At 73.5% G+C, this 22,913-nt stretch carries 19 protein-coding genes; 16 read left to right on the forward strand and 3 right to left on the reverse strand.

The window, feature by feature from the left end:
* Positions 1–2: 2 nt before the first annotated feature.
* The 4 genes from IE332_RS13045 (at position 3) to IE332_RS13060 (ending at position 4,740) form a co-directional block, all read left to right on the forward strand.
* On the forward strand, positions 3–965 hold the full coding sequence (locus IE332_RS13045; RefSeq protein WP_189915986.1) for a threonine ammonia-lyase: 963 nt from the start codon (positions 3–5) through the stop codon (positions 963–965).
* Between the two features lie 52 nt (positions 966–1,017).
* Positions 1,018–2,181: an aminofutalosine synthase MqnE gene (gene mqnE / locus IE332_RS13050; protein ID WP_189915987.1), complete on the forward strand. Its 1,164-nt coding sequence runs from the start codon at positions 1,018–1,020 to the stop codon at positions 2,179–2,181.
* 127 nt (positions 2,182–2,308) lie between these two features.
* Positions 2,309–3,679, forward strand: a complete 1,371-nt coding sequence (locus tag IE332_RS42215) for a L,D-transpeptidase family protein (RefSeq protein WP_308437561.1) — start codon at positions 2,309–2,311, stop codon at positions 3,677–3,679.
* 116 nt (positions 3,680–3,795) lie between these two features.
* Positions 3,796–4,740: a beta-ketoacyl-ACP synthase III gene (locus IE332_RS13060; RefSeq protein WP_189915988.1), complete on the forward strand. Its 945-nt coding sequence runs from the start codon at positions 3,796–3,798 to the stop codon at positions 4,738–4,740.
* A gap of 350 nt (positions 4,741–5,090) precedes the next feature.
* Here the strand turns inward: IE332_RS13060 and IE332_RS13065 are convergent, their stop codons facing one another.
* Positions 5,091–5,738, reverse strand: a complete 648-nt coding sequence (locus tag IE332_RS13065; protein WP_189915989.1) for a TetR family transcriptional regulator — start codon at positions 5,736–5,738, stop codon at positions 5,091–5,093.
* Positions 5,739–6,163: 425 nt separating this feature from the next.
* Here IE332_RS13065 and IE332_RS13070 point away from each other — a divergent pair, with 425 nt between their 5' ends.
* Complete coding sequence (locus IE332_RS13070) at positions 6,164–8,554, forward strand: outer membrane protein assembly factor BamB family protein (RefSeq protein ID WP_189915990.1); 2,391 nt, start codon at positions 6,164–6,166, stop codon at positions 8,552–8,554.
* Between the two features lie 83 nt (positions 8,555–8,637).
* Here the strand turns inward: IE332_RS13070 and galE are convergent, their stop codons facing one another.
* A complete protein-coding gene (gene galE / locus IE332_RS13075) occupies positions 8,638–9,624 on the reverse strand; it encodes a UDP-glucose 4-epimerase GalE (RefSeq protein ID WP_189915991.1) in 987 nt (328 codons plus the stop codon).
* A 189-nt stretch (positions 9,625–9,813) separates the two neighbouring features.
* Between galE and IE332_RS13080 the strand changes: the two genes are divergently transcribed.
* On the forward strand, positions 9,814–10,989 hold the full coding sequence (locus IE332_RS13080; RefSeq protein WP_229928564.1) for a S1C family serine protease: 1,176 nt from the start codon (positions 9,814–9,816) through the stop codon (positions 10,987–10,989).
* Positions 10,990–11,116: 127 nt separating this feature from the next.
* On the opposite strand, the gene IE332_RS13085 is transcribed toward IE332_RS13080, so the two are convergent.
* Positions 11,117–12,340: a sensor histidine kinase gene (locus IE332_RS13085; RefSeq protein ID WP_189915992.1), complete on the reverse strand. Its 1,224-nt coding sequence runs from the start codon at positions 12,338–12,340 to the stop codon at positions 11,117–11,119.
* Between the two features lie 326 nt (positions 12,341–12,666).
* On the opposite strand from IE332_RS13085, the gene IE332_RS13090 reads away from it, so the two are divergent.
* The 10 genes from IE332_RS13090 (at position 12,667) to IE332_RS13135 (ending at position 22,835) form a co-directional block, all read left to right on the forward strand.
* Positions 12,667–13,083 (forward strand): NADH-quinone oxidoreductase subunit A, encoded by a 417-nt coding sequence (locus tag IE332_RS13090; RefSeq protein WP_229928565.1) that lies wholly within the window; start codon positions 12,667–12,669, stop codon positions 13,081–13,083.
* Complete coding sequence (locus tag IE332_RS13095; RefSeq protein WP_229928566.1) at positions 13,074–13,733, forward strand: NADH-quinone oxidoreductase subunit B; 660 nt, start codon at positions 13,074–13,076, stop codon at positions 13,731–13,733. Before IE332_RS13090 ends, IE332_RS13095 begins: the two co-directional genes overlap by 10 nt.
* Complete coding sequence (locus IE332_RS13100; RefSeq protein ID WP_189915994.1) at positions 13,730–14,881, forward strand: NADH-quinone oxidoreductase subunit C; 1,152 nt, start codon at positions 13,730–13,732, stop codon at positions 14,879–14,881. The genes IE332_RS13095 and IE332_RS13100 overlap by 4 nt, the downstream gene beginning before the upstream one ends.
* Positions 14,878–15,837 (forward strand): NADH-quinone oxidoreductase subunit NuoH, encoded by a 960-nt coding sequence (nuoH, locus tag IE332_RS13105; protein WP_373313718.1) that lies wholly within the window; start codon positions 14,878–14,880, stop codon positions 15,835–15,837. Before IE332_RS13100 ends, nuoH begins: the two co-directional genes overlap by 4 nt.
* Positions 15,838–15,910: 73 nt before the next feature.
* Positions 15,911–16,468, forward strand: coding sequence for a NuoI/complex I 23 kDa subunit family protein (locus tag IE332_RS13110; RefSeq protein ID WP_189915995.1), 558 nt, complete (start codon positions 15,911–15,913; stop codon positions 16,466–16,468).
* Positions 16,465–17,217: an NADH-quinone oxidoreductase subunit J family protein gene (locus IE332_RS13115; RefSeq protein ID WP_189915996.1), complete on the forward strand. Its 753-nt coding sequence runs from the start codon at positions 16,465–16,467 to the stop codon at positions 17,215–17,217. The genes IE332_RS13110 and IE332_RS13115 overlap by 4 nt, the downstream gene beginning before the upstream one ends.
* A complete protein-coding gene (nuoK, locus tag IE332_RS42355; RefSeq protein ID WP_189915997.1) occupies positions 17,217–17,591 on the forward strand; it encodes an NADH-quinone oxidoreductase subunit NuoK in 375 nt (124 codons plus the stop codon). Before IE332_RS13115 ends, nuoK begins: the two co-directional genes overlap by 1 nt.
* A complete protein-coding gene (locus tag IE332_RS13125; protein WP_189915998.1) occupies positions 17,588–19,606 on the forward strand; it encodes an NADH-quinone oxidoreductase subunit 5 family protein in 2,019 nt (672 codons plus the stop codon). The genes nuoK and IE332_RS13125 overlap by 4 nt, the downstream gene beginning before the upstream one ends.
* A gap of 53 nt (positions 19,607–19,659) precedes the next feature.
* Positions 19,660–21,216 carry a complex I subunit 4 family protein gene (locus IE332_RS13130; RefSeq protein ID WP_189915999.1) on the forward strand — a complete coding sequence of 519 codons (1,557 nt, stop codon included), beginning with the start codon at positions 19,660–19,662 and terminating at the stop codon, positions 21,214–21,216.
* A gap of 56 nt (positions 21,217–21,272) precedes the next feature.
* A complete protein-coding gene (locus IE332_RS13135; protein ID WP_189916000.1) occupies positions 21,273–22,835 on the forward strand; it encodes an NADH-quinone oxidoreductase subunit N in 1,563 nt (520 codons plus the stop codon).
* The last annotated feature ends 78 nt before the right edge of the window (positions 22,836–22,913 follow it).

Consider the following 22,913-nt stretch of genomic DNA (forward strand, 5'->3'; position numbering starts at 1 on the left):
GCATGGCACTGGTCGGCCTGGAGGAACTGAACGCCGCTCGGCAGCGGATCGCGGGGGTCGCCGTGCGCACCCCGCTGGTCCCCGCGCCCTGGGCGGCCGACGGGGACCGGCGGCTCTGGCTGAAGCCCGAGAACCTCCAGCCGACCGGGGCCTTCAAGACCCGCGGCGCCTACAACCGGCTGGCCGCGCTCACCGCGGACGAACGGGCCCGCGGCGTGGTCGCCCAGTCCAGCGGCAACCACGCCCAGGCGGTGGCGTACGCGGCGGAGCTGCTCGGCATCAAGGCCGTCATCGTGATGCCGGACACCTCGCCGCGGGTCAAGGTCGAGAACACCCGGGCGTTCGGCGCCGAGGTGATCCTGGTCGGCCCGGACGAGCGGGACACCGTGCCCGGCGAGCTCGCCGAGAAGCACGGCTACGTCTGGGTGCCGCCGTACGACGACCCGTTCATCATCGCGGGCCAGGGCACGGTGGGCCTGGAGATCGCCGAGGACGCCCCGGCCGGGCTGGACACCGTCCTGGTGCCGGTCAGCGGCGGCGGGCTGATCGGCGGCACGGCCGCCGCGCTCAAGCTCACCCGCCCCGGCATCCGGGTGATCGGCGTCGAGCCCGAGCTGGCCGCCGACGCCCGGGACAGCCTGCGGGCCGGCCGCCGGCTCGCCTGGCCGGTCGCCGACACCTACCGCACCATCGCGGACGGCCTGCGCACCCCGTCCGTCGGCGTGCTGCCGTACGAGCACATCACCGCCTACGTGGACGACATCGTCACCGTCACCGAGGACGAGATCCGCGCCACCGTCGCCCTGCTGGCCCGCCGCGGCCGGCTGGTCGCCGAGCCCTCCGGGGCGGTCGCCCCGGCCGCCTACTTCCACCGCGCCGCCGAAACCGGGGGCCAGGAGGTGGCGGCCGTGGTCAGCGGCGGGAACATCGAACCCACACTGCTCGCGGAGCTGCTGACCACATAGGCGTACGCTCGTTCCGGCAAGGAATCGAATGTCGGAGGAGGCGGGGCACCGCATGGACGCAGGACTCAAGCGCGAGCTGGAGGCGAAGGTCTACGCGGGTGAGCGGCTGACCCGCGAGGACGGGATCGCGCTCTACGAGAGCGACGACCTGGCCTGGCTGGGCGGACTGGCCCACCACGTGCGGACCAGGAAGAACGGCGACGTCGTCCACTTCAACGTCAACCGTCACCTCAACATGACCAACGTGTGCAACGCGTCCTGCGCGTACTGCTCGTTCCAGCGCAAGCCGGGCGAGAAGGACGCCTACACGATGCGCATCGAGGAGGCCGTCCGCCTCGCCAAGGCGATGGAGGTCGACTCCCTCACCGAGCTGCACATCGTCAACGGTCTGCACCCGACCCTGCCGTGGCGCTACTACCCGCGCTCGCTGCGGGAGCTCAAGGCGGCGCTGCCGAACGTCTCGCTGAAGGCCTTCACCGCCACCGAGATCCACTGGTTCGAGAAGATCAGCGGGCTGCCCGCCGACGAGATCCTGGACGAGCTGATCGACGCCGGCCTGGAGTCGCTGACCGGCGGTGGCGCGGAGATCTTCGACTGGGAGGTCCGCCAGCACATCGTCGACCACGACACCCACTGGGAGGACTGGTCGCGGATCCACCGCCTCGCGCACGCCAAGGGCCTCAAGACGCCCGCCACCATGCTGTACGGCCACATCGAGGAGCCCCGCCACCGGGTGGACCACGTGCTGCGGCTGCGCGAGCTGCAGGACGAGACCGGCGGCTTCCAGGTCTTCATCCCGCTGCGCTACCAGCACGACTTCCACGACTCCAAGGACGGCGTCGTGCGCAACAAGCTGATGGCCCGCACGGAGATGGCCACCGGCGCCGAGGCGCTGAAGACCTTCGCGGTCTCCCGGCTGCTCTTCGACAACGTCCCGCACGTCAAGGTCTTCTGGGTGATGCACGGCGTCACCACCGCGCAGCTGGCGCTCAGCCACGGCGCGGACGACATGGACGGCTCGGTGGTCGAGTACAAGATCACCCACGACGCGGACAACTTCGGCACCCCGAACAAGCTCGGCCGCGACGACCTGCTCGGCCTGATCCGCGACGCCGGCTTCCGCCCGGTCGAGCGCAACACCCGCTACGAGATCATCCGCGAGTACGAGGGCCCGGACCCGATGCGCCGCGAGTCCCCGCAGGCCATGCGCCTCTGACCGAGGCTACGGCCAGCGCACTTCCCCGCCGCCCGGCCGCTCGCCGGCCCGGGCGGCGGTTGCCTTCACGGCCTCCGCACGTGACCCGGGTTTACCAACGGGTACGGCGTTTGGCAGGATCGACGGCATGTCCGGTTCTCATCGCGCCACCGAGTACCCGCCGTACGAGCCGACGCGGGAGCCGGTGTACGGGGTGCCGCAGCAGTCGCCCGGGGCGCCGTACGGCACGTACGAGCCGTACCCGCAGCCGGCCGGGCAGGCGTACGCGCAGCCGGGCGGGCAGGAGTACGACCAGGGCGTGTACCAGTCGTACGAGCCGTACGGGCAGGGCTACGAACAGGGCTACGGGCAGCCCCACGAGCAGGCGTACGAGCAGTCGTACGGTCAGCCGCACGGGTCGTCGTACGAGCAGGCCCCGGCCGGGCCGGCGTACCAGCAGCCGGCCGGGCAGTCGTACGAGCAGGCCCCTGACGGGTACTTCGAGGTGTACGACCAGCCGTTCGGGGCGTACGAGGCCGTGCCGGAGCCCGTCGGCCAGGAGCCGGCGCCCGAGCCGCTCGACCCCGAGGTGTTCGCCCCCGAGCCGCTCGCCCCCGTGGTGCCCCTCGCCGCCCCCGTCGAGGGCGGCCGGGCCGCCGCCCGGGGCCGGCGGCGCAAGGTGAAGCAGAAACGTCACGGCAAGGCCGTGATGGCCGGAACCGCCCTGCTGGTCGCGGCCACCGCCGGCTGGTACGCCGTCGGCCAGGACGGCGCCAAGCCCGGACTCACCGCCGCTGACGGCCCCGGCCCGGAAGGCGTCAGCAAGCCCGACCAGCCCACCCCGGTCCCCGCCGCCGTCCAGGCCGCCGCCGACCGGCAGGCCGCGCCCCAGACCGCCGCCCGCGGCGAGGCCCGCCCGGACGCCTCGGTGGCCGCGATACCCGGCCTCGGCGCCGCCTTCACCGCCAAGATCCCCACCGAGACCACCCAGGTTGTGGTCGCCTCCGGCGCGGACAAGAACACCGACAAGAACACCGTCGTGCTCTGGACCCGCACCCCCGAGGGCCGCTGGCTGGCCGGCGAGACCTGGCAGGGCCACAACGGCAAGAACGGCTGGACCGCCGACCACAACGAGGGCGACCTGCGCAGCCCGATCGGCGTCTTCAGCCTCACCGACGCGGGCGGCCGCAAGGCCGACCCCGGCAGCAAGCTCCCGTACGACAAGGACCCGAGCTTCGTGGTCTCCGGCACCGGCTTCTTCGGCGACCAGCTGGCCGGCTCCTTCGACTACGTGGTCGCGATCAACTACAACCGGGTCGCCGGGAACTCCCCGCTCGACGCGCGCCGCCCGATGGGCTCCAAGAAGGGCGGCGGCATCTGGCTCCACGTGGACCACGACGGCCCCACCCACGGCTGCGTGTCGATCCCCGAGGACAAGATGGCCCAGCTGATCCGTACCCTGGACCCGGCGGCCCACCCCGTCATCGTGATGGGCGACACGGCCACCCTCGCCGCCTGACCCGGGAACGACCCGGGCCCCCCAAGGCCCCTTGTCGACCCCCTACAGATCATGAGCACGGATCCTGTCGCCGGTCGTGCCCGGCTGACCAGCGGGTAACCCGGTTCCATGGCAACATGAGCGGTTCGCGCATTGTGGCACTCGGGCACTACCAGCCCCCCAAGGTCCTCAGCAACGACGACCTGGCGGCGCTCGTCGACACCGACGACGAGTGGATCCGTACCCGGGTGGGCATCCGGACCCGGCACATCGCCGAGGGCGAGACCCTCGTCGACCTCGCGGCCGAGGCCGCGCAGAAGGCGCTCGCCAACAGCGGCCGGACGGCGGAGGAGATCGACCTCGTCGTGGTCGCCACCTGCACCGCGATCGAGCGCAGCCCCAACACGGCCGCCGCCGTGGCCGCCCGGCTCGGCGTGCGCTCGCCCGCCGCGTACGACATCAACACGGTCTGCTCCGGCTTCTCGTACGCCCTGGCCACCGCCGACCACGCGATCCGGGCCGGCGCGGCCCGCCGCGCGCTGGTGATCGGCGCCGAGCGGATGTCCGACACGCTCGACTGGACCGACCGCTCCACCTGCGTGATCTTCGGCGACGGCGCGGGCGCCGCAGTGGTCGAGGCCCAGGAGGACGATGCCGAGCCCGGCATCGGGCCGGTGGTCTGGGGCTCCGAGCCGGAGAAGGGCGACGCCGTGGTGATCACCGGCTGGGACCCGGTGATCAGCCAGAAGGGCCAGTCGGTGTTCCGCTGGGCCACCACCCAGCTCGCCCCGCTGGCCCGTGAGGCCTGCGAGCGGGCCGGGATCGACCCGGCCGAGCTGAAGGGCTTCGTCCCGCACCAGGCCAATCTGCGGATCATCGACGCGATCGCCAAGAAGCTGGGCCTCGCCGACGCGGTGGTGGCCCGGGACGTGGTCGACTCCGGCAACACCTCGGCCGCCTCGATCCCGCTGGCCTTCTCCAAGCTCGTCGAACGCGGCGAGCTCTCGCCCGGCGACCCGGTCCTCCTCTTCGGCTTCGGCGGCGGCCTGGCCTACGCCGGCCAGGTCGTGCGCTGTCCCTGATTCGCCCACTCGCCTCCGGGCCGCTCAGACCCGGCGCCGACGGTCGGCGCTCCAAGGCCCTCGTCCCTCGGACCTCCTCGCTTCTCCCTTTCGGCACCGGCGCGGCCCTTCGGCTCGGGGCGGGTCGCCCACTCGCCCCGAGCCGAAGAGCCGGGGCGGGGCGCCCGCTCGCCTGACAAACGAACGCCGGTGGGCGGGCACCCTCGTGGGGTGCCCGCCCACCGGCATGTCTGGCGCGCGTGCGGTACGTCGGCGGACCTCCCCCGAGGACACGGCCGCCGTCCGTCGTTCCCCCGGACAGGAGGCCGGGGTCGCGCGCGGAGCGGATGGTGGGTCGTGGCGGGTCCGGTCTACTTGGGCGGCTTCTTGCCGGTGACGCCCAGGTACACCAGGGGAGCGAGGTTGGGCTTGAGGTCCTTGACCTTGACGCCCCAGGAGGTGAAGGCCTTCTGGTGCTCGGCCGCCGAGGCGAGCAGCGAGACCAGGGCCCCGGAGACGGCGTTCGGGTCGAGCGACTTGTCGGCCTGACCCTTCGCCTGGAGTTCCTTGACGGCTTCCGCGAGTGGCTTGGCGACCGCGTTGAGGACCGTCATGCGGATCTTGAAGAACCGCTTGTCCCCTTCGGCGGCACCGAGCGTGACCACTCGGAGAATGGCGTCGTTCTTGCGCCAGAAGGCGAGGAATCCGTCGACCAGTTCTTCCGAAGTGGTCGGTCCGGACTTCCCTGCCCAGGACTTTCCCGCCACCAGCTCTTTGAGGGTGTCGGCGTCCTTGGCCATTTCCTCGGCGATTTCGAGGACTGCGCCCTCGACATCCGGGAAGTACTGGTAGAAGGTCGCGGGGGAGGTACCCGCCATACGGGCGACGTCGATGACCTTGACGTCCCGATAGGGCGACGTGCTGAGCATCTCGCGGAGGCAGTCGAGCAGCTTCTGCCGCGTCTCCTGTCCGCGTCGCCCGGCGACGCGACCGTCGACGGTGCGAACTTGTCCTGTCATGCCGTCAGCTTACCGTGGCACGATCTTGGCGCGATTCGGTGATGCGACTATTACTCCGCACGGGGGTTGGTATAGCGGCATGAACCGCTTCGGACGGATATTCACCGGGCCCCGAAGCCCCTGTTGAAGCCCCCCCGTGTGCCTTTGATCTCACAGCGTGACGGCGAGTCCGCTGAGGGGTGGTCCGGTGACAGATCGTGACCATGGAGGGTGGTCGGCGAACCGTCCGGAAGTGGACGGTCCGGAGCCCCGGGCGCAAGCCGCGGCCGGAGCGGGCGTCAGAATCCGGCCGTTCCGTCCCGGCCTGCCGGGGGGCGCTCCGCGGTGCTCTCCGGGCGGGGGATGTTGGAGATGCGCCGGGCGGCATTGGAGAATCGGGTCCGGCACCACGCGGCGGGTGCGGACAACGGGGAGGTGGCAGCGGAGTGGACCAGCTGACGGCGCACGATCCGAGGCGGATCGGGCCCTTCGAGGTGCTGGGGCGGCTCGGCGCGGGTGGGATGGGGCTGGTCTACCTGGCGCGGTCCGCGTCCGGGCGACGAGTGGCCATCAAGACCGTCCGGGGGGAGCTGGCCGAGGACGAGCTGTTCCGCGTCCGCTTCGCACGGGAGATCGCGGCCGCCAAGACGGTCGGCGGCTTCTACACGGCGGCCGTGGTGGACGCCGACGCGGACGCCCGGGTGCCCTGGCTGGCCACCGCGTACATCCCGGCGCCCTCCCTGGAGGACCTGGTCGAGGACTGCGGCCCGCTGCCGGTGGAGGCCACCCGCTGGCTGGTCGCGGGCATCGCCGAGGCCCTGCAGTCGATCCACGCGGCCGGGCTGATCCACCGGGACCTCAAGCCCTCCAACGTCCTGGTGGTCGAGGACGGCCCGAAGGTGATCGACTTCGGCATCGCGTCCGGGGTCTCCAGCACCCGGCTCACCATGACCAATGTCGCGGTCGGCACCCCGGCCTACATGTCCCCCGAGCAGGCCCGGGACAGCCGGACCGTCCGGGGCGCCAGCGACGTCTTCTCGCTCGGCTCGCTGATGGTCTTCTGCGCCACCGGGCACCCGCCGTACCGCGGGTCCAACCCGGTCGAGACGGTGTTCCAGCTGCTGCGCGAGGAGCCGGACCTGACCGGCATGCCGCCGGAGCTGATGGACCTGGTCCGGGCCTGCATGCAGCAGGCGCCCGAGCGGCGGCCCACCCCGGCGCAGATCCAGGCCGAGCTGGCCCCGCACCTGTTCTCCCGGGACGACGCGGGCGGAGAGGTCGGGGACTGGCTGCCGCCGAACGCGCTCGAACTGATCGAGCGCAAGCGCGGCCGCCGTCCGGCCGCGGCGCCGCCCCGCCCGCCCCAGGGCCCGGTCGAGCCGCCGCAGCCGCCCCCGCACGCGCCGCCGCACCCGCAGGTCCCGCCGCAGCCCCACGGGCCGGCCGACCCGCGCACCGATCCGGGCGGCCGGCACGCCCAGCCCCCGGCCGGGCCGGTGCACACCGCGCCGCGGCCCGCCCAGGGCTCCGACGCCGAGATCCCGACCGCGAAGATCGCCTCGCCGAACCGGCACCGGGCGCCGACCGGCGGCGGCGCCGTCGAGGTGCAGCTGTCCGGTGCCTCGGTGCGGATAGGCCCGGGGCCGCGGGCCGAGCACGAGCAGCCCGGTCCGAACACCGCCCCGGCCGCGACCGGCTGGGTCCGCCGGGCGGCCCCCACCCCGCCGCCCCCGACGGTCCCGGCCGCCCGCTGGCGCCCCTGGCGGTTCCGGATGTCCAACGACGTCTGGGGCACCCCGGTGGTCGCCGACGGCACGCTCTTCGTCTCCAGCTTCGAGGTGCACGCGCTGGACATCGGCTCCGGAGAGCGCCGCTACAAGACCCGGGACGTCGCCTGGGCGCTCGCGGTGGACGCCGGCCGGGTGCACGCCGCGGACGGCCCGCACCTGTACACCGTGGACGCCGCCGACGGTGCCGAGCGCTGGCGCACCTCGCTGGACGGCTGGGTCTACTCGCTCTCCGCCGCCGACGGCGTGCTCTGCTGCGGCATCAGGGGCGGCGGCGTCCAGCTCCGCTCGGCGGCCAACGGCGCCGAGCTGTGGCGCGCCGACGACGCCCAGCAGGACTACGAGAACCCGCAGTCCGGCCCGGTCCTGGTGGCCGGTGCCGCGTACTACTACGGCGCCGGACGGCTGCGCTGCGTGGACCCGCGCGGCGCGGGCCTGCGCTGGTCCTTCCCGGTCGGCGAGGACGTGCCCTCGCACCCGGTCGAGCGCGGCGGCGTGCTGTACGTCACGGCCGGCACCCGGGTGTACGCGCTGGACGCGGCCAGCGGGGCGGAGCGCTGGCGCTTCGAGGCCCCGGTGGTGCTGTTCACCCCGCCCGCCCTGGACGCCGACGCGGTCTACGTGGCCGACTACCTGGGCACGGTCTACGCGCTGGACGCGGCCACCGGGCTGGACCGCTGGCGCGGGGTCACCGGCAGCCGCCAGGGCGCCGAGCCGGTGGTGGTCGGGGACGGCATGGTGCTGGTCGGCAGCGGCGAGGTGCTGTACGCCTTCGAGGCGGCGACCGGGCGGGAGCGCTGGCGCTACACCGCGCGCGGCGAGATCGTCGGCTCCCCGGCGCTGGCCGACGGGCTGGTGCACCTGGGCAGCCGGGACCACTCGCTGCACACCCTGGACCTGGCGAGCGGTCAGCTGCGCTGGGAGCTCGGCACCAAGGGCGAGCTCACCGGTTCGCCGGTGGCGGTGGGCGGGCGGGTCTTCGTGGGCTCCAAGGACCGCTGCGTGTACGCGCTGGACGCCTTCTACGGCACGGCGGTGCCGGCCCGCTGAGCCGCCGCCGAGCCGACGTCGAGCAGCCGAGGGCGGCGGGGCACCGGCCCCGCCGCCCTCGGCGCGTCGGTCCCGGGGGGCCGTCAGCCCTTGCGGGCCTCCGGGTGGCGGACGCACCAGCCGTCCCACGCGGAGGCGACCATCTCCTTCACGCCGTGGCGGGCCGTCCAGCCCAGCTCGCGGTGGATCAGGTCGGCGGAGGCCACCACCCGGGCCGGGTCGCCGGCGCGGCGCGGCGTCACCTCGGCGGTGGTGTCGTGGCCGGTGACCTCGCCGATCACCGCCAGCATCTCCCGGACGCTGACGCCCTCGCCGCGGCCGATGTTGAGCACCAGCGTGGTCTCCCCGGCCGGGTCGGCGGCCAGCCGCTTCGCGGCCGCCACGTGCGCCGAGGCGATGTCGGAGACGTGGATGAAGTCGCGGACGCAGGTGCCGTCCGGCGTCGGGTAGTCGTCGCCGAAGACCCGCGGCGCCTGACCGGCGGTGAGCCGCTCGAAGACCATCGGGATCAGGTTGAACACCCCGGCGTCGGAGAGCTCGGGGGAGGCGGCGCCGGCCACGTTGAAGTAGCGCAGGGCCACGGTGGACATGCCGTGGGCCTTCCCGGCCGCGGCGACCAGCCACTCGCCGGCCAGCTTGGTCTCGCCGTACGGGCTCATCGGGTCGCACGGGGTGGTCTCGGTGACCAGGTCGACGTCCGGCATGCCGTAGACGGCGGCGGAGGAGGAGAACAGGAAGCGCTTGACCCCGCCCTCGGCGGCGGCCTCCAGCACGGTCTGCAGGCCGATCATGTTCTCGCGGTAGTACAGGAAGGGCTGCTCGACCGACTCGCCGACCTGCTTCTTGGCGGCGAAGTGCAGGACGCCCTCGACGCCGTGCTCGCGGATCGCCGCGTCCAGGACGGCGCGGTCCAGGGTGGAGCCCTCGACCAGCGGGACCCCGGCCGGGAGCCGGGACGCGTCCCCGGTGCTCAGGTCGTCCAGGACGACGACGCGCTCACCGGCGTCGAGCAGCCGGCGGACGACGTGTCCGCCGATGTACCCAGCACCGCCGGTGATCAACCAAGTCATGCCGCGAATCCTAGGGCTCGTCCTCGGACCCCCGCCTGCGGGCCGACACCGGGACCCGGGGTGTTCCGCTTCCGTGGGCCTTTCGGGCGAGTCAGGCCAGCGAACCGGACAAAACGGTGAAATGCTGACAAAGATTTCCGTGCTCTCATGCCCGCGCCCTCGGCGTGGTGACGAATCGGAGGCAGCCAGGTGAGCCGTAAGAAGGAACACACCCGCCCGGTGCCGGCCGGGCCCCGGCCGACCGGGCCGAAGGCGGCCCAGGTGCGGCTGCCCGCGGCGGGTGCGGTCGCCGTGGCCGCCGCGCTGGCCCTGACCGGGTGCAGCAGCGGCGGCTCGTCCTCCTCGGCGTCCTCCCCGGCCCCGACCGCGTCCTCCTCCGGCTCGCCCTCCGGCTCCGGCATCAAGCCGGCCTCCTCGGCCCCCGCGCAGAGCGGGAACCAGCTGCAGGACGCCTACCAGAAGGTGATCGCCGACGTGCTGCCCTCGGTGGTGCAGATCACCACCGGCGACAGCCTGGGCTCCGGGATCGTCTACGACGACAAGGGCGACATCGTCACCAACGCCCACGTCGTCGGCACCGCGACCACCTTCACCGTGACCCTCGCCAACAGCACCACCTCGCTGGCCGCGAGCCTGGTCGCCAGCTACCCCGACTCCGACCTCGCGGTGATCCGGCTGAGCAGCCCGCCGAGCGGCCTCAAGCCCGCGGTCTTCGGCGACTCCGGCAAGGTCGAGCTCGGCCAGATCACCCTCGCCATGGGCAGCCCGCTCGGGCTCTCCAGCAGCGTCACCCAGGGCATCGTCTCGGCCACCGGGCGGACGGTCTCCGAGCCCCGGGGCGGCGGCTCTCCGGGCGCCACCATCGGCAACATGGTGCAGACCTCGGCCGCGATCAACCCGGGCAACAGCGGCGGCGCGCTGGTCAACCTGAACAGCCAGGTGATCGGCATCAACACGCTCGCCGCCACCGAGCCCGAGGCCAACGGCGCGGCCGCCCCCGGCATCGGCTTCGCCATCCCGGCGTCCACCATCACCAGCATCGCCGACCAGCTGATCAAACAGGGCAAGGTCACCAACTCGGGCCGGGCCGCGCTCGGCATCACCGCCCGGACCGGCTTCAACCAGCAGTTCCAGCCGGCCGGCGCGGTGATCGTGGCGGTCAGCCCGGGCGGCGCGGCCGCCTCGGCGGGGCTGCAGGCCGGGGACGTCATCACCAGGATCGGCGACACCCAGGTCGACTCGCTGAACGCGCTCACCACCACGCTCGCCGCGCTCACCCCGGGCAGCAAGGTCACCGTGACCTACACCCGGGACGGCGCCTCCAAGACCGCCGACGTCACGCTCGGCACGCTGGAAACCCCGTAACCCCGGTACGGCGCCGCCGGGCCGCACGCCGCGCAAGGGTTCCGCGGACCGGCCGCCGTACCGGACCGGAGCCGGGCCCCCGTCACTGCCTCGACGGGGGCCCGGCTCCGTTGCGACGCCCCGCGGGTCAGCGGCGGGCCGTGCGGGTGCGCCAGGGCAGCTCGATCGTGACGGTGGTCGGGCCGCCCTCCGGGCTCTCCACCAGGAAGACCCCGTCCACCGCGCGGATCCGCTCGGCCAGCCCGGCCAGGCCGCTGCCCGGGTAGGGGGCCGCGCCGCCCTTGCCGTCGTCCTGGACCAGCACCATCAGCTGGTCGTCGGAGCGCCAGACGTCGACGGACGCGGTCCGGGCGCCGGCGTGCTTGGAGACGTTGGTCAGCAGCTCGCTGACGGTGAAGTAGGCGATGCCCTCGACCGCCGAGTCCGGACGCTCGGGCTCGCCGTCCCGGCCGGCCAGGTCCACGTTCACCTTGACCCCGCCGGGGACGGTGCAGCGGGCCGCGACCGAGGACAGCGCGGCGTCCAGGCCGCGGTCGGTGAGCACCGCCGGGTGGATGCCCCGGGCCAGGTCGCGCAGCTCCTGCAGGGCCAGCTTCACCTCGCCGTGCGCGTTGTCGACCATCTTCGCGGCGACCGCCACGTCGTCCTCGCTCTCGACCTCGCGCAGCCGCTCCTTGGCCATGCCGAGGTCCATCGCCAGCGCCACCAGCCGGGCCTGGGCGCCGTCGTGCAGGTCGCGCTCGATCCGGCGCAGGTCGGCGGCGGCGGTGTCGACGACCGTGCCGCGGTCCTCCTCCAGCTCGCGCACCCGCTCGGCCAGGGCCCCGGGGAAGAGCAGCGACTCGATCAGGATCCGGTCGACCGCGGCCAGACCGCGGATCACCCAGGGCAGCACCGGCCACAGCACCACGATCGAGACCAGGGTCAGGGTGAAGCTGATGATGCCCCAGGGCAGCATCAGCACGTTGTAGAGCGCCGTGCGCCAGTTCAGCAGGTCGGTCAGGTGGGCGATGGTGAAGCCGACCGCCCCCGGGCGGCGCGGGCGCACCGGCTCCGGCTCGTCGATCGCGGAGCCGTACGCCGACCGGGCCCGGCGGCGGCCCAGCGCACCCAGGACCCGCTGGGTGGACAGCCCGGCGGCCAGCATCGGCAGGCCGACCACGGTGACGGCCAGGCCCAGGCCGACCGAGAGCGTGACCACCGCCAGGACGAAGCCGGCGATGCCCAGTGGCAGGTTCAGCAGCAGCTGCCCGGCCTGGCGCCACATCCGGGCGCCGTACAGCGGCGGGCGCTCCATCCGGGCGTCCTGCTCCTTGATGGCGTCCACGGCGCGGCGGTGCAGCGGCTTCATCCGGATCTACCGTCCCTCTTGATCGTGTGACTGGACCAAGCTTCCCGAACCGGGGGCGGTGGATGCCATGGGGGTGATACATCTTCCCGGCCGGGGGTTATCCCCACCCCGGTCCGGGCCGCCGGGTGCTCACCGGGGTGTCCACGGGTCGTCTTGTGGAGTGGGCAGGGTTCGGGTGGCGCCGAGCCGTCCCCTTAGACTCACGCATTGGCCATGGTTGTGATCGTGATCGTGATCGCGATTGTGACCGTGGTTGTGACCGTGCGAGGAAACGTCGTAGAACTGCCTTGAGGGGCGGATCCACGGCCGAGGTGGAGGCGGAAGGCATGGAGGGGCAGCACACGGCTGCCGTCGCGGCCGACCCGGCGGCCGGCGGCGGCTACTTCGACGCGTACGCCGCGATGGGCCTGCTGGCCGTCGTCGGGGTGCTCTTCGTGACCGTGGCGTTCACCGCCAACCGGCTGCTGCGGCCGGTGGTCCACTCGCCCGAGAAGCTCCTCGCCTACGAGTGCGGCGTGGACCCGGTGGGCGAGGACTGGGCGCACACCCAGATCCGCTACTACGTGTACGCGTTCCTGTACGTGATCTTCGCGGTCGACGCGATCTACCTGTTCCCGTGGGCGACCGTCTTCGCCACCGCCGGGTACGGCGCCGGAACGCTGATCGAGATGTTCCTCTTCATCGGCTTCCTCGCGGTCGGGCTGCTCTACGCCTGGAAGAAGGGCGTTCTGGAATGGACGTGACGCACTCCCACTCGCACGGCGCGCAGGGCGGCCCGGTCCCGCTCGGCCTGCCGGACCCCGCGCGCCCCGGCGCCGTCGAGCGCCGCGGCCTCGGCCCGCTGGCCCGGCTCGCGCCGGACCCGGTCAAGGTGGTGCTCAACTGGGGGCGTCGCTACAGCCTCTGGTGCTTCAACTTCGGCCTGGCCTGCTGCGCGATCGAGTTCATCGCCGCGTCCATGGCCAAGCACGACTTCATCCGGATGGGCGTCATCCCGTTCGCGCCCGGCCCCCGTCAGGCGGACCTGATGATCGTTTCGGGGACCGTCACCGACAAGATGGCGCCCGCCGTCAAGCGCCTCTACGAGCAGATGCCCGAGCCGAAGTACGTCATCTCCTTCGGCGCCTGCTCCAACTCCGGCGGCCCCTACTGGGACTCGTACTCGGTCACCAAGGGCGTGGACCAGATCATCCCGGTCGACGTCTACGTGCCCGGCTGCCCGCCCCGGCCCGAGGCACTGCTCCAGGGCATCCTCAAGCTGCAGGAGAAGATCGCCGAGGAGTCCCTGCCCGCGCGCTACGCCGCGCCCGCGGCGGCGCTGCGCCGTCCGCTGGTGGCGGGGCCCCAGGGGGGACCCGCGGCCGGTTCTTCGCACGAGGGAGGGGTCTCATGAGCGAGCGCAGCGAGCGAACTGCCGAGAGGCTCACGGCCGAGCAGTGCGCGGCGTCGGTCGGGGAGTGGGCGACCGGCGCCGAGGCGTACGGGCTGATCACCGTCGACGTCCCGGCCGAGAACTGGACCGAGGCGCTCACCAACGCCCGGGACGTCCTGGGCCTGGGCTTCTTCGACTGGCTGAGCGCCGTCGACGAGCTCGCCGACGGCTTCTCCGTGGTCGCGCACCTGGCCGCCGTCGAGGCGCCGGGCGTGCGGCACCTCGCGCTGCGCACCCGGGTGCCGCGCGACGGGGCGGCACTGCCGACCGCCGTCGCCGTCTACGCCGGTGCCGGCTGGCACGAGCGCGAGACCCACGAGATGTTCGGCATCGACTTCCCCGGGCACCCCCACCTGGTCACCCTGCTGCTGCCGGACGGCTTCGAGGGGTACCCGCTGCGCAAGGAGTTCGTGCTCGCGGCCCGGGTCGCCAAGGACTGGCCGGGCGCCAAGGAGCCGGGCGAGTCGGACCACGGTGGCGGGCCGGCCCGGCGCAAGATGCAGCCGGCCGGCGTGCCGGACCCGAACGAGTGGGGGCCGCTCAAGGGCACCCTGCCGCCGGTCGCCGAGCGGCCCGCGCGCGGTGCGCGGGCGGCGGGCGCGGCGGCGCGCACGCCCCGGGCGGCGGCTGCCGCCGGTGCGGCTGCTGGTGCCGCTGGTGCCGGCGCTGCTGGTGCCGGTGCCGCCGAGGGCGCGCCGGTGCGGGCGGACCGGCCGCGGCGGACCCGCACGGTGGCGGAGGGGTCGGCCAGCCAGGCTGCTCCTGATACCGCTGCTGCGCCGGCTTCCGCTGCTGGGGACGCTGCTGCCGCCGCCCCCGCCGAGGAGACGCCCGCGGTGCGGGCGGACCGGCCTCGGCGGACCCGGTCGGTCTCCGCCGGCTCGGTCAGCCAGACCGGCGACGAGCCGGCGCCGGTGCGTCCGGCTCCCGCGCGGCCCTCGTCCGCCGACGCGCCCTGGCACAACCCGGTGCCGGCCCACGACGAGGAGCCGTCGGGCCGCGCGCCCGCGGCGCCCAAGGGCGACGAGCCCGCGGCGGGGCCGGGCGGGCCGGAGCAGAAGGACGAGACGGCGGCCGATCCGGCCGACCGGGACGGAGACGGCACGTGAACCTGCTCGACACGGTGCTGCGCTGCCTCGCCACCCTCGTCGTCTTCCTCACCTTCCCGCTGGTCATCGGCCAGACCGAGCACAAGGTCATGGCGCACATGCAGGGCCGGCTCGGCCCGATGTACGCGGGCGGCTTCCACGGCTGGGCGCAGCTCGTCGCGGACGGCGTGAAGTTCGCGCAGAAGGAGGACATCGTCCCGGCCGGGGCGGACCGCCGGATCTTCCAGCTGGCGCCCGCCGTCTCGCTGCTGCCGTACCTCTTCGTACTGCTGGCGATCCCGGTCGGCCCGAACGGCTTCGTCGGCCAGGCGGTCGACGCCGGGCTGTTCTTCGTGCTGGCCGTGATGGGCGTCGGCGTGATCGGCAAGCTGATGGCCGGCTGGGCCTCGGCGAACAAGTTCTCGCTGCTCGGCGGTCTGCGGACGGCCGCGCAGCTGATGTCGTACGAGCTGCCGATGGTGCTGGCGGCGGCCTCGGTGGCGATGGCCGCCGGCACGCTCTCGCTGCCCGGGATCGTGGACTCCTGGCAGTGGTACTGGCTGCCCTGGCAGATCATCGGCGCGTTCGTGTTCTTCACGGCGGGCCTGGCCGAGCTGCAGCGGCCGCCGTTCGACATGCCGGTGGCCGACTCGGAGATCATCTTCGGCGCGTACACCGAGTACACCGGTCTGCGGTTCGCGCTGTTCCTGCTGTCCGAGTACGTGGGCATCCTCGTGGTGTCCGCGCTGACCGCGGTGCTCTTCCTGGGCGGCTGGCACGGGCCGATGTCCGACCAGCTCGGCTGGCTCTGGATGATCCTCAAGACCTTCGCGCTGGCCTTCGTGGTCATCTGGTTGCGGGTCACCTACCCGCGGCTGCGCGAGGACCAGCTGATGCGCTTCGCGTGGGCGGTGCTGATCCCGCTCGCCCTCGTCCAGCTGGCCCTCACCGGCATCATCAAGGTGGCGATCTCATGAGCGAGCGAAGCGAGCGAATCATCGTTAGGTGCGTACGGGCGAATGCCCCTGTTGAGCGAAGCGAGGCGGGCGCATGAGTTTCCCCGGTGCCGGGCTCGCCAAGGGCCTGGCCGTGACGCTGCGGACGATGACGAAGAAGACCGTCACCGCGCAGTACCCCGACGTGCAGCCGGTGCTGCCGCCGCGTTCGCGCGGCGTCATCGCGCTGCTGGAGGAGAACTGCACGGTGTGCATGCTCTGCGCACGCGAGTGCCCGGACTGGTGCATCTACATCGACTCCCACAAGGAGACGCTGCCGGCCGCCGAGCCGAACGCCCGGGCCCGCACCCGCAACGTGCTGGACCGGTTCGCCATCGACTTCTCGCTCTGCATGTACTGCGGGATCTGCATCGAGGTCTGCCCCTTCGACGCGCTGTTCTGGTCGCCGGAGTTCGAGTACGCGGAGACCGACATCCTTGAGCTGACCCACGAGCGGGAGAAGCTCCGCGAGTGGATGTGGACCGTCCCGGCGCCGCCGGCGCTGGACCCGGCGGCCGAGGAGCCCAAGGAGATCGCCACCGCGCGCAAGGCCGCGGACAAGCTGGCCGCGGCCGCCGCCGCGGCACTCGAGGAGAAGGGTGACGACGCATGAGTCCCGCCGCCACGCTCCTCGCGGCGACCGGCTCGCTGGAGCCGGCCGCCCGCTCGTTCCTGTCCCCGACCGGCCAGGAGATCGTCTTCCTGCTGGTCGGCATCGCCGTGCTCGGCTCGGCCGTGGTCGCCGTCACCACCAAGCAGCTGGTGCACGCCGCGCTCTGGCTGATCGTCGCGCTCGGCGGGCTGGCGGTGGAGTTCCTGCTGCTCACGGCCGAGTTCATCGCCTGGGTGCAGGTGCTGATCTACCTCGGCTCGGTCGTCGTCCTGGTGCTGTTCGGGCTGATGCTCACCAAGGCGCCGATCGGCCGCTCGCCGGACGCCGACTCCAAGAACCGCTGGGTGGCCCTGGCCGTGGCGCTGGCCTCGGCCGGGACGCTGGTCACGCTGGTCGTCGACGCCTTCCGGACCTCCTGGATCGACCTCGGCGCGGGCGGTGGCTCCGCCGCCGTCACCGGGGCGAGCCTGTTCCGGAACTGGGTGCTGCCCTTCGAGGCGCTGTCCGTCCTGCTGCTGGCGGCGCTGGTCGGCGCGATCGTGCTGTCGCGCGGGGACAAGCGCCGGGTGCCGGCGCCCCGGGCGGGCAAGCTGCGCGCCGGGCGGCCGGTCGGGTCGAACGGGACCGTCGCCGCGACCGCGCCGCGCACCGCCCCGGAGGCCGCCGGTTCGGCCGCCGGTTCGTCCGACGCCCCGTCCGCCGGTTCGTCCGACGCACCGTCCGCGCCCGCCGCGTCGGAGGAGAGCTGATGCACCTCGCCTACCCGGCCGTCCTCGCCGCGCTGCTGTTCAGCGTCGGCGTGTACGGCGTACTCGCCCGGCGCAACGCCGTCCTGGTCCTGATGTCCGTCGAGCTGATGCTCAACGCCGTCAACCTCAACCTGGTCGCCTTCGACGTCTGGCTGCGCGACTCGCTGCACGCCGGGCAGGCGCTCACCCTGTTCACCATCACCGTCGCCGCCGCCGAGATCGGGCTGGGACTCGCCATCGTCCTGCTGCTGTTCCGGGCCCGGGGCACCGCGGACATCGACCGGGCCACCGCGCTCGGCGACCCGGCCGAGGCGCTCGCCACCGAGGAGGCGCCGGCCGGAGCCGAGGCGCTGAAGGGCCAGGCCACCGCATGAACCTCGCCCTGCCCGTACTCGTCCCCGCGCTGCCCGTGCTCGGCGCGGCCGCGACCCTGGCCGTCGGGAGGAAGGCGCCCGGGCTGGCCCGGCCGCTGGCGATCGTCCCGGTCGCCGTCTCGGCCGTGCTCGCCCTGGTGGTCGCCCTCCAGCTCGGCACCGGCCGGACCCTCGACGCGGCCACCCGGCTCACCCCGACCGGCGGCCCGGACATCGCGCTCGCCCTCCACCTGGACGGCTTCGCCTCGCTGATCTCGGTGCTGGTCGGCCTGGTCGCCACCTGCGTCCAGGTCTACTCGACCGCGTACCTGAAGAAGGACCCGCGCTACCCCTCGTACGCGGCGCTGGTCTCGCTGTTCACCGCGGCGATGTTCCTGGTGGTCTACTCGGGCGACCTGATCGTGCTGCTGGTCGGCTGGGAGGTCATGGGCCTCTGTTCGTACTTCCTGATCGGCCACCACTGGGAGACCGCCGACGCCCGCTCGGCCTCGCTCAAGGCCTTCCTGGTCACCAAGCTCGGCGACGTGCCGTTCCTGTTCGGGATCTTCCTGCTGGCCGCGGACGCCGGCAGCTTCCGGATCCCGGACGTGCTGGCCGCCGCGGGCGAGGGCCGGCTCGGCCACCCGACGCTGATCGCGCTGCTGCTGCTCGCCGGGGTCGCCGGCAAGAGCGCGCAGTTCCCGCTGCACACCTGGCTCCCGGACGCGATGGCCGGCCCGACGCCGGTCTCCGCGCTGATCCACGCCGCCACCATGGTCGCGGCCGGCATCTACCTGGTCGCCCGGCTGCTGCCGGTGTTCCTGCTCTCGGGCGCGGCACTGGTCGTGCTCGCGGTGATGGCCGCCGTGACGATGATCGGCTCGGCGCTGTGCGCGCTCGCCCAGGACGACCTCAAGCGGGTGCTCGCCTACTCCACCGTCGGCCAGCTCGGCTACATGGCCGGCGCCCTGGCCAGCGGCGACCGCGAGGCCTCCGTCTTCCACCTGGTCAGCCACGGCGCGTTCAAGGCGCTGCTGTTCCTGGCCGCCGGCGTGGTCATCCACGCCGCGCACACCAACTCGATCTCCGTGATGTCCCGGATCCCCGGGCTGCGCAAGCGCGTCCCGGACGCCTACTGGACGATGGGCATCGCCCTGGTCGCCCTCGCCGGGCTGCCGCCGTTCTCCGGCTTCTTCAGCAAGGAGGCGGTGCTGACCGCCGCCGAGCACGCCGCCAACGGCGAGGCGCTCACCAACGGGCTCGGCCCCGCCTCGGCGGTGCCGCAGGCCGCCGGGTGGATCGTGCTGATCTCCGCCGCGCTCACCGCGCTGCTCACCGGCGCCTACGCGACCCGGCTCTTCCTGGTGGCCTTCCACAGCCCGACCGGTGCCGCCGCCGCGCCGCGGGTGCTGCCAGCCGCCGACCCGGCCACCGCCGCGGCCGACCACGAAGCGGGCGCGCCGTACTCGCCCGAGCCGGACGAGGCCGACCCGGCCACCGCCGAGCCGCCCGCGATGCGCTGGCCGCTCTGGGTGCTGGCCGTCCCGACCATGGGCTTCGGCATCGCCGGCCTGCGCTCGGACTGGCTGCCCGCCCTGCTGGACGGCGGCCCGCTGCGGCCCTCCGGGGTCACCGCCGTCACCGGCACCGGGCTCGCCCTGGTCGGCGTGCTCGCCGCGTACGGCGCCTGGCGCTCGGCCACCGCCCGACTGGGCACCGGCGGCCCGGCCCCGGCCGCCGAGGTGGTCGTCGCCGACCCCGGGCGCACCCTGCTCGGCCCGCTGTTCGGCCCGGCCCGGCACGGCTTCGGCGTCGACCGGCTCTACGACGCGCTGTTCGTCCGCCCGGTGGCGGCCGCCGCCCGGCTGGTCCGCTTCCTCGACCGCGAGGTCGTCGAGACCTACGTGCGCGGCAGCGGCGCGGGCGCCGACCTGCTCGGCCGGGCCGTCCGGCTCGCGCAGACCGGCAACGCGCAGACCTACCTCAGCGCCCTGCTGGCCGCCGTGGTCCTGCTGGCCGTCCTGGTGGCGGTGTAGCCGGTGCAGTCCTCCACCTCCGCCCCCTCGACCACCGCACCAAGGAGCCCCCGATGAACGCGGTCCTCATCGCCCTCCTGGTGCTGCCGCTGCTCGGCGCCGCGCTCACCCTGGCGCCGGTGTTCGGGCCGGACCGGGCCACCGCCGACCGGCGGGCGCTGCGGCTGAACACCGTCGTCACCGGCGCGGTGCTGCTGCTCGCCGTCGCCCTCGCGGCCGGCTTCGACCACGACGAACCCGCCCGGATGCAGGCCACCACCGACGTGTCCTGGATCCCGGCCCTGCACGTGCGCCTCCACCTCGGCGTGGACGGCATCTCGCTGCCGCTGGTCGTGCTGACCGCACTGCTCACCTTCCTCTGCGCGCTGTACTCGGAGAAGCGGCTGCCGAACGGGGACACCGTCCCGTCCGCACAGGCCTTCGTCGGGCTGTTCCTCCTCCTCGAAGTCGGCATGCTCGCCACCTTCGCTGTGCTGGACCTCCTGCTCTTCTTCCTGGCCTTCGAGATCGTGCTGATTCCGATGTACTTCCTGATCGCCCGCTGGGGGAGCGGCGCCAAGGTCCCGGCCGCCAACCGGTTCATCCTCTACACGCTGCTCGGCTCGGCCGTGATGCTGCTCGGCTTCCTGCTGATCGGCAGCAAGGCCGGCACCTTCGACATGCAGGCCCTGGCCACCGCGCACGGCAGCGGCCTGAGCCACACCACCCAGGTGATCGCCGCGCTGGCGATCCTGGTCGGGCTCGCGGTCAAGGCCCCCGCCTGGCCGCTGCACAGCTGGCTCCCCGACGCCCACACCGCCGCCCCGACGGTGGGCTCGGTGCTGCTCGCCGGCGTGCTGCTGAAGATGGGCACGTACGGTCTGGTCCGCGTCCTCCTCCCGGTCGTGCCGGACGGCACCACCACGCTCGCCCCCTACCTGGGCGCCTTCGCGGCCGTCGGCATCGTCTACGGATCGCTGGCCTGCCTGGCGCTCGCCCGCCCCGGATCCAAGGGCGACCTCAAGCGCCTGATCGCGTACTCCTCCGTCGGCCACATGGGCTTCGTGCTGCTCGGCATCGCCTCCCTCACCCCGGTGGGCGTCAACGGCGCGCTGTTCGCCAACATCGCCCACGGTCTGATCACCGGTCTGCTGTTCTTCGTCGTCGGCGCGCTCAAGGACCGCTACGGCACGGCGGACCTCGACACCCTCGCCGGCGCCACCGGCGCCGCCCTGTACGGCCGGGCACCACGACTCGGCGCACTGCTCGCCTTCGCCGCCGTCGCCAGCCTCGGCCTGCCCGGTCTGGCCGGCTTCTGGGGCGAGCTGCTCGCCATGTTCGGCGCGTTCGACCCCGCCCAGGGCCTGTCACGCCCCGCCTTCGTCACCTACATGGTCCTGGCCGGCCTCGGCACCCTCCTCACCGCCGCGTACCTGCTGATCGTGGTCAAGCGCGTCTGCATGGGCGACCCCGAGCAGCCCGCGCCGGTGGCCGAGGTGGCCGACCTGCGCCGCTACGAGGCGGTCAGCTGGACGCCACTGGCCGCGCTCACCCTGCTCGCCGGCCTCTGGCCCGCGCTGCTGCTCTCCCTCTCGAACCCCGCCGTCAAGCACCTCCTCGGGGGTGGCTGACCGTGCTCGCCGCCCAGACCGCCGCACTCGGACCTCACTCCACGGGGCAGCACACTGTGACCTCCCTCGCCGTAGCCAACCCGGGCAGCCTGATCCAGTCCGTGGACTGGGTGGCGATCGCGCCGCCGCTGATCGCCGCCGTGGCCGCCCTTGCCGTGCTGATCACGGACCTGTTCCTGCCCGAGCGGCACAAGAAGTGGCTCGGCCGCCTCACCGTGGCCGGACTCGCCCTCGCCCTCATCGCACTCCTCCCCCTCGCCGGACGCTCACCCCGAGCGACCTTCTGTGTGCAGAACGTAGCAGGGGGCACTGACAACGGCGGCTGCTCCTACGTCGCCGACCACTTCGCCCTGGTGTTCCAGCTGCTCGCCCTCGGCGGCGCGCTGATCGCGGCACTGCTGTCGGCCCACACGGTCGAGGACGAGAAGCTGCCCCGCGGCGAGTACTGGTTCCTGCTGCTCTCCAGCGCCACCGGCGCCGCCCTGCTGCCCGCCTCCCGCGACCTCGCCACCCTGGTGATCGCCCTGGAGGTCGCCTCGCTGCCGGCCTTCGCCCTCGTCGCGCTGCGCCGGGACGGCCGGGGCGCCGAGGCCGCGCTCAAGTTCTTCGTCTCCTCGGTGACCGCGACCGCCGTCATGCTGCTCGGCATCGGCTTCGTCTACGCCGCGAGCGGCAGCCTGCACCTCGCCGCCGTCGCCCAGGGCCTGGAGCACGCCCCCGGACAGCTCAAGCCGCTGGCCGAGGCCGGCGCGGTGCTGACCCTGGTCGGCTTCGCCTTCAAGGTCGCCGCCGTCCCGTTCCACTTCTGGGTGCCCGACACCTACACCGGCGCGCCGCTGCCGGTGGCCGGCTACCTCTCGGTGGTGGGAAAGGCGGCCGGCCTCTCCGGGCTCGCGCTCGCCACCACCATCGCCTTCCGCCCGTACGCGCACACCTGGGGCCTGGCGCTCGCGGTACTGGCCGCCGTCACCATGACCGTCGGCAACGTCGGCGCGCTGCGGCAGCGCTTCGACACCCGGTACAGCGCGGTGCGGCTGCTCGCCTGGTCCTCGGTCGGCCAGGCCGGGTACCTGCTGGTGCCGCTCGCCGCCGCCGGCTACGCGCCCACCGGGGCCGACCCCCTCGGCGCCACCGCCGCGTACGCGCTGATCTACGGCGTGGTCAACCTCGGCGCCTTCGGCGTCGTCGCGGCGGTCGGCCGCCGCGCCGGAACCAGCGTGGACGACTTCCGCGGACTGTTCGCCCGCCGCCGCTGGACGGCGCTGGCACTGGCCTTCTTCCTGCTCTGCCTGGCCGGGCTGCCGCCGGGCGTGATCGGCCTGTTCGGCAAGGTCGTGGTGTTCCGCGCGGCCGTCGACGCCGGACTGGGCTGGCTGGCCGTCGTGATGGCCGCCAACGTGGTCGTCGCCCTGTACTACTACCTGCTCTGGACGGCGCGGCTGTTCGCCCCGGCGGCCGACGGGGCGGCGACCGGGGAACCGGTGGGCACCGGGGCCGGGGCCGAGCGCAGGCTGCCGGCCAGCCTGACCGCGACCCTCGGGCTCACCGCCTGCGTCGCGGTGGTCCTCTCGGTGGCGCCGCAGCTGGTCCTGCAGGTCGCGGGCGGCTCCCTGTTCTGAGCCGGGGCCGCCCGGCGGGGCGGCCTTCCCGGGTGCGGGGCGGTGCGGCGGCGTCACGCCCCGGGGTGTCGCGTCGGT

The organism is Kitasatospora xanthocidica, from assembly GCF_014656195.1.
GTDB lineage: Bacteria > Actinomycetota > Actinomycetes > Streptomycetales > Streptomycetaceae > Kitasatospora > Kitasatospora xanthocidica.

Coding starts and splice junctions, on each gene's coding strand:
- mqnE (WP_189915987.1), top strand. CDS start 1,018: ATGGACGCAGGACTCAAGCGCGAGCTGGAGGCGAAGGTCTACGCGGGT.
- IE332_RS13065 (WP_189915989.1), bottom strand. CDS start 5,738: ATGACAGGACAAGTTCGCACCGTCGACGGTCGCGTCGCCGGGCGACGC.
- IE332_RS13090 (WP_229928565.1), top strand. CDS start 12,667: ATGGAGGGGCAGCACACGGCTGCCGTCGCGGCCGACCCGGCGGCCGGC.
- IE332_RS13100 (WP_189915994.1), top strand. CDS start 13,730: ATGAGCGAGCGCAGCGAGCGAACTGCCGAGAGGCTCACGGCCGAGCAG.
- galE (WP_189915991.1), bottom strand. CDS start 9,624: ATGACTTGGTTGATCACCGGCGGTGCTGGGTACATCGGCGGACACGTC.
- IE332_RS13130 (WP_189915999.1), top strand. CDS start 19,660: ATGAACGCGGTCCTCATCGCCCTCCTGGTGCTGCCGCTGCTCGGCGCC.
- IE332_RS13085 (WP_189915992.1), bottom strand. CDS start 12,340: ATGAAGCCGCTGCACCGCCGCGCCGTGGACGCCATCAAGGAGCAGGAC.
- IE332_RS42215 (WP_308437561.1), top strand. CDS start 2,309: ATGTCCGGTTCTCATCGCGCCACCGAGTACCCGCCGTACGAGCCGACG.
- IE332_RS13060 (WP_189915988.1), top strand. CDS start 3,796: ATGAGCGGTTCGCGCATTGTGGCACTCGGGCACTACCAGCCCCCCAAG.
- nuoK (WP_189915997.1), top strand. CDS start 17,217: ATGCACCTCGCCTACCCGGCCGTCCTCGCCGCGCTGCTGTTCAGCGTC.
- IE332_RS13125 (WP_189915998.1), top strand. CDS start 17,588: ATGAACCTCGCCCTGCCCGTACTCGTCCCCGCGCTGCCCGTGCTCGGC.
- IE332_RS13095 (WP_229928566.1), top strand. CDS start 13,074: ATGGACGTGACGCACTCCCACTCGCACGGCGCGCAGGGCGGCCCGGTC.
- IE332_RS13110 (WP_189915995.1), top strand. CDS start 15,911: ATGAGTTTCCCCGGTGCCGGGCTCGCCAAGGGCCTGGCCGTGACGCTG.
- IE332_RS13115 (WP_189915996.1), top strand. CDS start 16,465: ATGAGTCCCGCCGCCACGCTCCTCGCGGCGACCGGCTCGCTGGAGCCG.
- IE332_RS13045 (WP_189915986.1), top strand. CDS start 3: ATGGCACTGGTCGGCCTGGAGGAACTGAACGCCGCTCGGCAGCGGATC.